This window comes from Albimonas sp. (assembly GCF_055129145.1).
In genome coordinates, this window is the sequence record NZ_JBSRTQ010000157.1 from 1 (window position 1) to 9,472 (window position 9,472).

Annotated in this window: 9 protein-coding genes; 5 read left to right on the top strand and 4 right to left on the bottom strand. The window is 72.2% G+C overall.

All coding sequences use genetic code 11. The features are described 5' to 3' along the window. Positions 1-431 precede the first annotated feature (431 nt). Both ACTB72_RS18200 and ACTB72_RS18205 read left to right on the top strand, forming a co-directional pair. On the top strand, positions 432-1,604 hold the full coding sequence (locus ACTB72_RS18200; RefSeq protein WP_463038428.1) for an NADH:flavin oxidoreductase/NADH oxidase: 1,173 nt from the start codon (positions 432-434) through the stop codon (positions 1,602-1,604). Positions 1,605-2,096: 492 nt separating this feature from the next. Continuing rightward, a complete protein-coding gene (locus ACTB72_RS18205; protein ID WP_463038429.1) occupies positions 2,097-2,927 on the top strand; it encodes a sulfite exporter TauE/SafE family protein in 831 nt (276 codons plus the stop codon). 103 nt (positions 2,928-3,030) lie between these two features. Here ACTB72_RS18205 and ACTB72_RS18210 read toward each other — a convergent pair whose 3' ends face one another. The 4 genes from ACTB72_RS18210 to ACTB72_RS18225 all read right to left on the bottom strand — a co-directional run bounded on the left by ACTB72_RS18210 (position 3,031) and on the right by ACTB72_RS18225 (position 5,054). Next, the gene (locus tag ACTB72_RS18210; RefSeq protein ID WP_463038430.1) at positions 3,031-3,303 is read right to left on the bottom strand and encodes a LysR family transcriptional regulator; all 273 of its coding nucleotides are present in this window, start codon (positions 3,301-3,303) and stop codon (positions 3,031-3,033) included. 71 nt (positions 3,304-3,374) lie between these two features. Continuing rightward, positions 3,375-3,500, bottom strand: a complete 126-nt coding sequence (locus ACTB72_RS18215; RefSeq protein ID WP_463038431.1) for a hypothetical protein — start codon at positions 3,498-3,500, stop codon at positions 3,375-3,377. A gap of 54 nt (positions 3,501-3,554) precedes the next feature. Next, complete coding sequence (locus tag ACTB72_RS18220; RefSeq protein ID WP_463038432.1) at positions 3,555-3,875, bottom strand: hypothetical protein; 321 nt, start codon at positions 3,873-3,875, stop codon at positions 3,555-3,557. Positions 3,876-4,100: 225 nt separating this feature from the next. Beyond that, on the bottom strand, positions 4,101-5,054 hold the full coding sequence (locus ACTB72_RS18225; protein WP_463038433.1) for an alpha/beta fold hydrolase: 954 nt from the start codon (positions 5,052-5,054) through the stop codon (positions 4,101-4,103). 235 nt (positions 5,055-5,289) lie between these two features. On the opposite strand from ACTB72_RS18225, the gene ACTB72_RS18230 reads away from it, so the two are divergent. The 3 genes from ACTB72_RS18230 to ACTB72_RS18240 all read left to right on the top strand — a co-directional run bounded on the left by ACTB72_RS18230 (position 5,290) and on the right by ACTB72_RS18240 (position 9,419). Next, positions 5,290-5,949 carry a TetR/AcrR family transcriptional regulator gene (locus ACTB72_RS18230; protein ID WP_463038434.1) on the top strand — a complete coding sequence of 220 codons (660 nt, stop codon included), beginning with the start codon at positions 5,290-5,292 and terminating at the stop codon, positions 5,947-5,949. Continuing rightward, positions 5,946-6,746 (top strand): SDR family oxidoreductase, encoded by an 801-nt coding sequence (locus ACTB72_RS18235; RefSeq protein ID WP_463038435.1) that lies wholly within the window; start codon positions 5,946-5,948, stop codon positions 6,744-6,746. The genes ACTB72_RS18230 and ACTB72_RS18235 overlap by 4 nt, the downstream gene beginning before the upstream one ends. Positions 6,747-6,929: 183 nt before the next feature. Further along, positions 6,930-9,419, top strand: a complete 2,490-nt coding sequence (locus ACTB72_RS18240; protein WP_463038436.1) for an ATP-binding protein — start codon at positions 6,930-6,932, stop codon at positions 9,417-9,419. Positions 9,420-9,472: the final 53 nt, after the last annotated feature.

Here is a 9,472-nt window from a genome sequence, read left to right on the forward strand (position 1 = left end):
GCCGGAGGCGCGCCCCTAAAAGAGCGCCGGAGGCGCGCCCCTAAAAGAGCGCCGGAGGCGCGCCCCTAAAAGAGCGCCGGAGGCGCGCCCCTAAAAGAGTGCCGGAGGCGCGCCCCTAAAAGAGCGCGGGCGGTGCGCCTCCAAGAACATCGCCGGAGGCGCGCCTCCGAAAACACCGCCGGAGGTTCGCCTCTCGAAACGCGCCAGCCGCGCGCGGTTGAAAAACGCGCCGGCGGCGCGCCGCTCGAAACGAACCGCGCCGACGGGCGCCGGGTTCGCCCGATCGCGGCGCCGACCCGACATTGACGCCGCCCTGCGCACCATGAACAAAAGGCCCCGAGGCGCGGGCGGGTTCCGTCGCGCGCGACATCCATGACGACGACGCCGCCCGGCGCGCCCCCCGCGCAAGGGCCGGCGACGGGGAGAAGACCATGGCCGATCCGCTGCTGTTCACGCCGCTCGCCCTGCGCGAGCTGACCCTGCGCAACCGCGTCGCGGTGCCGCCGATGCTGCAATACGTGGCCGAGAACGGGTTTCCCACCGACTGGCACCTGATCCAGGTCGGCCGCTTCGCCGCCGGCGGGGCGGGCCTCGTCTTCGTCGAATCCACCAAGGTCGAGCGGCGCGGCTGCGGCACGCTGGGCGACATGCTGATCTCGGACGACGCGCATATTCCGCATCACGCCCGTCTGGTCGCCGCGATCCGGAACCATGGCGCGCGGGCGGGCCTGCAGCTTGGCCATTCCGGGCGCAAGGCGCGGGGTCAGCGCCCGTGGGAGGGCCGCGGCCCGCTGGAGCGATCGCCCGAGATCGCGGATTGGGACGCATGGGAGCCCGTCGCCCCCTCCGCCATCGCCTACGGAAACTGGCCGGTTCCCCGCGCGCTGGAGCGGTCCGAGATCGCCGCCCTCGTCGAGGCCTGGGGCCAGGCCGCCCGTCGCGCCGATGAGGCGGGCTACGAGGCGCTGGAGATCCACGCCGCCCACGGCTACCTGCTGCACTCCTTCTTCAGCCCCGAGGCCAACCGGCGCGAGGACGACTACGGCGGGTCGGAGGCGAACCGCATGCGTTTCCTGCTCGAGGTCGTCGAGTCGGTCCGCGCCCACTGGCCGGATGAAAAGCCGCTGTTCATGCGCTGCTCGGTCGAGGACGGCGCGGGGCTGGGGGCGGCCGAGCATATCCGCCTCGCCCGCGCCGCGAAGCCGTTGGGGGTGGACGTCATCGACTGCTCCAGCGGCGGGCTGACCCCGGCGCCGCCCAAGCTCGACCGCCTCAACCAGTACGGGTTCCAGGTGCCGAGCGCGGACGCCATCCGCCGCGGCGCGGACATCATGACCATGGCGGTCGGCATGATCATCCACCACGACCAGGCCGAGAGCATTCTTCAGGCCGGTTCGGCCGATCTGGTGGCGATCGGGCGGGAGTTCCTCAACAACCCGGCCTGGGCGATGGATGCGGCGCAGAAGATGGGCGTGGACCCGGCCGCGGCCTTCGGGCTCGCCCCGCCCCAGATCGGCTGGTGGCTCGAGCAGCGCGCCGCCCGCGACATGGGCTGCCTGCCCTCGACCTGGGAGAACGGCCTCGCCGCCGAGGGCAAGTCTTGAGCGGGCAGGGGGCCCGCGGGAACCGGCCATGTCTTCTCCGAGGGGGCGGAGAGCGGTCGCCGCCGCTGTCGGACGCGTCTGGCATCGCGCGCGGCGCGATCGTGCCGGCGAGGTCCGCCGGGCGCGGGGGCTGAATGACGCTCGATGCGCTGAAGGCGCATCCCGAGCCGATCTCGTCGCCCGCCTGTTCCAGACGGTGAACGATCCGGGCATGCGGCGGCGGATCGCAAGGCGCTCTGAGGGGTCCGAGGCGGCGCGCTCTGAGGGGCGCTTCCGCTCCGGAGCCTGCGTCGGGAATCCGCGCGCCTCGCCACCCGCGCGCACGCTCCAACGCGCCGCGGGCGGCACGCGCCGGCCGGGCGGTCCCTGCGCGCGGCGCTTCCTCCGCCGGACCCATGTCCGGACCTTTCCATGTTGCGGCGCCCGGCGGACTTGCGCGGCCCGGGCGCGCATGCCACCCCAAGGCCCTGTTTCAAGACGGAGGGGCGACGGATGGACATGGGGCTCGACGCGTTGGGCTGGGCGGCGCTGGCGCTGGCGCTGCTCGGCACCGGGGTGGTGGCGGGCGTGCTCGCCGGCCTGCTGGGCGTCGGCGGCGGCATCGTCATCGTGCCGGTGCTGTCCTGGCTGTTGGCGCTGGTCGCGTTTCCCAGCGAGATGACCCAGCATCTCGCCGTCGCCACCTCGCTCGCCACCATCATCCCGACGTCGATCTCGTCCGCCCGTTCGCATCGCAAACGCGGCTCGGTGGACATGGCGCGGCTCCGGCTCTGGGCGCCGGGCGTGATCGCGGGCGCGCTGGCGGGGGGTTTGCTCGCCAGGTTCGTCTCGGGCGACGCGCTCAGGCTGGTGTTCGGCGTGGTGGCGCTGCTGGTGGCGATCAACATGGCGATGCCCAGACAGATCCGCGCGGCCGAGACCCCGCCGACCGGCAAGCCCGCCAACTGGTCCATCGCCGGGGTCATCGGCCTCTTCTCGTCGATGATGGGCATCGGCGGCGGCACGCTGGCGGTGCCGGTGCAGAGCTCGGTCGGGATCCCGATCCGCACGGCGGTGGGCACGGCCGCCGCGCTGGGGCTGCTGATCGCGGTGCCGGGCACGCTCGGCTTCATCTGGGCGGGCTGGGGCGTCGAGGGGCTGCCGCCGCTGTCGCTGGGCTATGTCAGCCTGCCGGCGGTGGCGCTGATCGTGCCGACGACCTGGGTGTTCGCGCCGCAGGGGGCGAAGCTCGCTCACAAGGTCGACCAGGCGCTGCTGCGGCGGCTGTTCGCGCTGTTCCTCGCCATCACCGCGGCGCGGATGCTCTGGTCGGCGCTGAGCTGAGATATCCTGGGCATCCCCGGCGAGACGCCTTGCGGAGCCGGAGGCGCCGCGACGGCCGGCGCGCCGGCGTCGGCGGAACGCCCGCGGCGCCTTCGCGCAGGGCCTACGCCCGGTTCGCGGCGAGGTCGGAGGCGATGGCCCGCGCGCTCTCGGCCGCCTCCAGACATTGGGCGAGGAGCGGGCGCATCCGCTCCCCGAGCGGCGTCAGATGGCTGCCGCCGCGCTCGCGCCGCAGAAGCGCGCCGCCGAGTTCCGCCTCCAGCAGCTTCACCGCCCGGGTCAGGGCCGGCTGGGTGACGTGGCAGGCCTCCGCCGCGCGGGTGAAGTTCCGGGTCCGCGCGACGGCCAGGAAATACCGGATCTGGTGCATCTCCATCGGACGGGCCTCCGCTGCGCGACGCGGCGGATGATGCCCGTCCGGCGGGCCCCGGTCGAGAGCCCCGCCTCTCAGATCCCGCGCAGACGGATCACGATCACGCACACCACGCCGAAGATCACGTGACCGGCCAGCGAGGCCCAGGCGAGCGGGATGAAGCCCAGGAAGGCCGGCAGCCCGGCGATCAGATGCGCCATGACGAAGAGCGCGAAGACCCAGAGCCCGACCCCGAAGCCGATGGCGACCGCCCATCAGGGCAGGAACGGCGTCGCGATCCGCGCGATGGGCCGGGCGACGAAGAGGTAGCCCAGCGGGTAGAACACCACGCCGACCACGAAATGGATGATTTCGGCGATGAAGCGGCTGTCGAGCCCGAACACCGACTGCACCAGGGCCGCGGGCTCCAGCGGGCCGCCGACGAGGAACGGGGTGATCCCCCGCGCCCAGACCTCCCAGGAGAGATCGGCGGCGAGGCCGGCGAGCAGCACGGTCGCCCACATCGCGGCGTCGATGCGCGGGGTCAGGGGGGCGGCTCTGGTTTGCGGCGGCCGGGAAGCGGCGTGCGGCGGCATGGCGGGGCTCCTAGTGCGATCAGGCGATGCGCGGGGCCGGCGGGAGCCGGAGGGCGCCGGACCAGCGTGCCGGGAACGCTGCGTCTGGTCCAATGCCGAACGGTTATGGAAACCGCCCGGAGCCGCCATTTCCGGCGTCCCGATTCGCTCAGGCCCCCCCGTATCTCCGTCGACCGCGAACCCGACGCGCCGCCGGTCCGCTTCATTCACGTCGCGTTCTAGGACTCATCCGTCGGATATTCGCATGTCATCGAGAATCGAAATCAACTCCCGATTGAATCGACCCGCCGCCTCATACATCACCCAATGCCCGACGCCCTCGATCACCCGCACCGGCGCCTCGGGGTCGAGCGTCGCCATGATCCCGCGATTCTCCGCCATCGGGGCGGCGATCACGTCATGCTCCCCCCAGATCGCGCCGAGCCGGGTGCGGCCGCGGCCGGGGGCGAGGATCTCGTCGGCGCCGAGCAGATCCTCCATGGCGCGGATGCGCAGGCGGAACGCCTCGGCGTTGGCGGCCTGCATCGCGACCAGGCCGTCGTCGATCAGCCCGGGATCGCGCAGCATCAGCGCCTCGAGATTGTTGCGATGGGCGGCGGCGCGTTCGGCCGGATCGGCGGCGCGCCGCCAGCTCTCCAGCCGGTCGCGGACCGAGGTCCCGGACCCGAAGCGGGCGGGGCCGACCAGCACCAGCCGCCCGATGCGGTCGGCGGGCTCGGCCATGGCCAGAGCGGCTGCGGACGAGGTTCCGAACGAGAAAGCCGCGACGTCATACGCGCCGTCCGGGACCAGCGCCGCCATGCCCTTGCGCAGGATCCAGGCGATCCGCGCCACGGTCTGGGGGGCGTCGAGGTCCGGGCTCTCGCCGGCGCCGGGCAGGTCGACGGCGATGACCCGCCGGGTCCGGTTCAGCGGCCCGATATTGGCGAGCCAATGGGTCCAGGAGCCGGAGCCGCCATGCAGCAGCAGCAACGGGCGTCCCCCGCGGCGCTCGCGGTCGCCCATCCCCGGCTCGGGCGCCGCCCAGTCGCGCCATACCGCGCCGGGCACGCCGCCGGGGGCTTCGCGCCGCGTCGCCCGCGCCTCCAGCGCGTCGCGCAGCGGGATCGCCGCGCCCGGAGGCGGGGCGTCGTCGTCCGAGGTTTCGACGGTGTGATCTGTAGCGATTTGAGACGACATTCCAAGCGTTCCGGACTGTTCAAGACAGCGCAGATCCTAGACCCGACGAAATCTCCGGGCCAGCGCCATCAATGTTGCGCAATCGCAAGATGAGCTGGCGCATGATGCGGGAGCCGCGTAGTTTTTGACTTGGCATCCCCATGGTCGCTAGACAGGTCCCCGCATCGGTTTCGTCGGAACCTGCGCCACGATCAGGGGGCGTGCGGCCGGCGTTTGCGACAAGGAGCGATCGTGAATGGCGGGCCGGGGCGACAGCAAGGGCACGCGCAAGCGCGCTGACCTCCGCAAGGAGGAGATCGTCTCCATCGCCGCCGAGGTCTTCGCGGCCAGGGGCTATCATGGGGCGACGCTGCGCGACATCGCGGACCGGGCGGGGCTGACCAAGGCGGCGCTCTACTATCACTTCCCCGACAAGGCGCAGATCTTCGAGATGGTGGTGATGACCCGTCTCGTCGCGCTCAACGCCGACGTCTCGGCGGCGGTGGCGGCGGCGGGCGACGACCCCATCGCCCGGCTCTTCGCCTTCTTCGACGCCGCCGCAGCCCGGATCGACGCCGATCCCTCCGGCTGGATCGCGTCGTCCAACGCCTTCTGGACCCTGCAGGAGATGCGCAAGCGGGGCGAGATCCGCGTCGCGCTCGAGAATTTCGAGCGGTTGCTGCGCGACGCCCTGCGCGACGGCCATGCCGGCGGCCTGATGGCGGACGGGGACACCGCGCTGCTCGGGCGGCTGCTGGTGTCGTCGCTCGACGTGATCCCGCGCTGGATGAACGCCGAAGGGCCATTGAACACGCGTCAGATCATGCGACGATACCTGCGATTCATCCTGGGCGGCGCGCTGACCGAAGCCGGACGCGCGCGCCTGGCCGAGGTTCAGACCGGAGACGTCGCATGACCCCCACACCTGGTTCCACCCCCGCCCAGCCCGGCCCCGGGCGCTTTCACGGCAAGACCGCGCTGATCACCGGCGCCAGCCGCGGCATCGGCGAGGCGGCGGCCCGCGCGCTGGGGGCCGAGGGCGCCGCGGTGGTGCTCGCCGCCCGCTCCGCCGCCGAGATCGGCAGGATCGCCGCCGAGATCCGCGACGCCGGCGGCCGGGCCGAGGCTGTGACCTGCGACGTGGCGCGGCTCAGCGACATTCAGGCCGCCTGCGCGCTCTGCGTCGCCACCTTCGGCGCGCTCGACATCCTGGTGAACAACGCCGGCATGATCGAGCCGATCGCCGACATCGCCGAGGCCGATCCCGATGAGTGGTCCCGCGCCATCGACGTCAACGTCAAGGGCGTGTGGTTCGGCCTGCGCGCAGCCCTGCCGCTGATGGCGGCGCAGGGCTCGGGGGTGGTGGTCAACATCTCGTCGGGCGCCGCGACCGCGGTGCTGGAGGGGTGGAGCGCCTATTGCGCCTCCAAGGCCGCGGTGCTGTCGCTGACCAGATCGGCGCATCTGGAATACGCGGCCCGCGGCGTGCGGGTGGTCGGGCTCAGCCCCGGCACGGTGGCGACCAGGATGCAGCGGGTGATCGGCGCTTCTGGGGTCAACCCGATCAGCCAGCTGGACTGGGAGGCGCATATCCCGCCCGAATGGGCCGGGCGCGCGGTGGCCTGGCTCTGCACGCCGGAGGCCGCTTCCTACGACGGCGGCGATTTCTCGCTGAAATCCGAGGAAGGGCGTCGCGCGGTCGGGCTGATCTGACCGGCCCGGACGCTTCGCGGACCTTCGGGTCCGCGGTTACCTTTCCTTAGGAACGTTCCTTCACCCTGCGGCGGTTGGCGATGTCCGGCCCCTGCGCGGCCGGCCCCGGCCTGCGCGTCTCCCGGCCTGCGCGTCGCCGAACGGCGCCCCTGGGGAAAGACAAGGGCGTCCTGGGAAATGATCATGAACCGGAGCGACATATCGCGCCTCGCGGCCCTGTCGACGCTGCTGGTCATCCTGACCTCGGCGGTTGTGGGGGCGATGCTGCTGCTGGGCATGTCGGCGACGCTGCGCGAAGGGCAGCTCAAGCAGGCGCAGGGCGACCTGACCGCCGCGCTCGAGGCGTTCTCCAGCCGGGTGGCGACGCTGCGCCGTCAGACCCTCGCGCTCGCCGGGACCCCGCCGGTCCGCGGCATTCCCGCCGCCCAGGCCCATGGCGGGATCGATCCCCGCGACGGCTCGACCGAGGCGCAGTGGAAAAGCAGGCTGGCGGAGATCTTCGCGGCCTATCTCAAGGCCAACGACGACGTCCTTCAGGTCCGCTATGTCGGCGTGGCCGACGGCGGCCGCGAACTGTTGCGGATGGAGCGGGACAAGGTCACCGGAGCGCTCTTCCGGGCCGACGATTCGACGCTGCAGCGCAAGCGCGACCGATATTACTACCGCCAGGCGATCTCCTACCCCACGAGCCGGACCTACGTCTCCGACATCGATCTCAACGTCGAGAACGGCGTGGTCCAGACGCCCTACGCGCCGACGCTGCGCGTGGCGTCGCCGATCGACGACGAGGACGGAAAGCGGGTCGGCCTGGTGGTGATCAACGTCGACGCGGAGCGGCTGATGAACCGGATCGGCGAGCACGCTCCCGAAGGCGCCCGCCTGCATCTGACCAACGAGCGGGGCCACTACCTGATGCGCCCCGACATGAACCATGTGATGAGCCTGCTTCCCGCCACGGAGCGCAACGCCGCGGTCGACTGGCCGGAGCTCGCGCCGCTGTTCCGGCCCGACCTCAATCCGGGCCGCGATGCGGCCGGCCCGGGCCGGATCGGCCGTGTGACCTCCCTGATCCGGAAAGACGACGTGGTCCACGCGGCCACGGTGGTGCTGAACCCCGAAGCGCCGCAACGGCGGCTGGTGGCGGTGGTGGTGACGCCGAAGGCGGAGGTGTTTCACGAGATCTGGCGCTATCGCCCGCAGGTGCTGGCCATGGCCGGCGGCTTCGGGCTGATCCTGCTGGGGGCGGGCGCGGCCTTCTTCCTGTCCCGCACCCTGTCGCGCAGCATGGGCCTGCTCGCGGCCGCCGCCGACCAGCTGTCCGAAGGCGCCTCGTCCGAGACCATCGACTGGCCCAACCCGCGGATCGAGGAGGTCGCGCGCCTGAACCGGGCCCTGCGCCACCTCGCCGATGCGGTGCACGACCGCGAGGCGCGGCTGACCGAACGGGAGGCCAAGCTGCGCGCCATCATGGACAGCACCCCCGGCGGCATCATCTCGATCGACGCCGAAGGCCGGATCGAGAGCGCCAACGCCGCGGCGCTGGAGATGTTCGGCTACGACGAGGCCGAGCTGATCGGGCGCAACGTCTCCCTGCTGATGCCCGCCCCGGACCGCGACGCCCATGCCGGCTACCTCGCCCGCTATTTCCGAACCGGAGAGCGGCGGATGATCGGCATCCCGCGCGAAGAGCTCGCGCTGCGCCGCAACGGCGAGGTGTTTCCGATCGAGCTGGCGGTGTCCGAGCAGGTGCGCGACGGCCGGCACGCCTTCACCGGCATGGTCGCCGACCTGAGCGACCAGAAGCGGGTGGACCGGATGCAGCGCGATTTCGTGTCCACGGTCAGCCACGAGCTGCGCACGCCGCTGACCGCGATCAAGGGCGCGCTGGATCTGATCGGGTCCGGCGCGCTCGGCGCGGGGCCGCCGGTCTGGGCCGACATGCTGGCGCTGGCCCGCAAGAACTCCGAGCGGCTGGTGCGGCTGGTCAACGACATCCTCGACCTCGACCGGATCTCGTCGGGCCGGATGCAATACGCCTTCACGCTGGAGACGCTGGGCGACCTCGTCGAAAGCGCGGTGGCCGAGAACCGGCCGATGGCCGAGGCGCGGGGCGTGTCGGTGACGCTCGCCACCCGGCCCGCGCCGACCGCGCTGGTGCGGGCGGACCGCGACCGGATCCTGCAGGTGCTGGCCAACCTTCTGTCCAACGCCGTCAAGGTCACCCCGGCCGGCGAGACGATCCGGGTCGACGCCGCCGCGATCGACGGCGGCTGGCGGATTTCGGTGACCGATGCCGGAACCGGCGTGCCCGCGGCGTTCCACGACCGCATCTTCGGCAAGTTCTCGCAGAGCGACAGTTCGGATTCGGCCCGGCGCGGCGGCAGCGGGCTTGGCCTCCACATCTCCAAGGCCATCGTCGAGGCGCATCAGGGCCGGATCGGATTCGACAGTCCCCCGGGGCGGGGGGCTTCGTTCTGGTTCGAACTGGCGGACAGCGGCCTCGTCTGGCCGCAGGACGAGGCGCCTGACGACGCCGGAGCGCCCGGGCGGGACCCATTGCGGGATCGCGCCGAAGACCCGGCGCCCGAAGCGTCGCCGCCCGCCTCCCCCGCTCCCGGCCCAGGCGCCATCGAGGGCTCCGCGCCGCCGCCTCGCGCAGCGATCGGCCGCTGAGCCGGCCGCGTTTCGGATCTCGCGCCCGTGCCGCCGCGCGCCGGGCCGACGGC

Coding starts and splice junctions, on each gene's coding strand:
- ACTB72_RS18240 (WP_463038436.1), top strand. CDS start 6,930: ATGAACCGGAGCGACATATCGCGCCTCGCGGCCCTGTCGACGCTGCTG.
- ACTB72_RS18220 (WP_463038432.1), bottom strand. CDS start 3,875: ATGCCGCCGCACGCCGCTTCCCGGCCGCCGCAAACCAGAGCCGCCCCC.
- ACTB72_RS18205 (WP_463038429.1), top strand. CDS start 2,097: ATGGACATGGGGCTCGACGCGTTGGGCTGGGCGGCGCTGGCGCTGGCG.
- ACTB72_RS18215 (WP_463038431.1), bottom strand. CDS start 3,500: ATGGCGCATCTGATCGCCGGGCTGCCGGCCTTCCTGGGCTTCATCCCG.
- ACTB72_RS18200 (WP_463038428.1), top strand. CDS start 432: ATGGCCGATCCGCTGCTGTTCACGCCGCTCGCCCTGCGCGAGCTGACC.
- ACTB72_RS18230 (WP_463038434.1), top strand. CDS start 5,290: ATGGCGGGCCGGGGCGACAGCAAGGGCACGCGCAAGCGCGCTGACCTC.
- ACTB72_RS18210 (WP_463038430.1), bottom strand. CDS start 3,303: ATGGAGATGCACCAGATCCGGTATTTCCTGGCCGTCGCGCGGACCCGG.
- ACTB72_RS18235 (WP_463038435.1), top strand. CDS start 5,946: ATGACCCCCACACCTGGTTCCACCCCCGCCCAGCCCGGCCCCGGGCGC.
- ACTB72_RS18225 (WP_463038433.1), bottom strand. CDS start 5,054: ATGTCGTCTCAAATCGCTACAGATCACACCGTCGAAACCTCGGACGAC.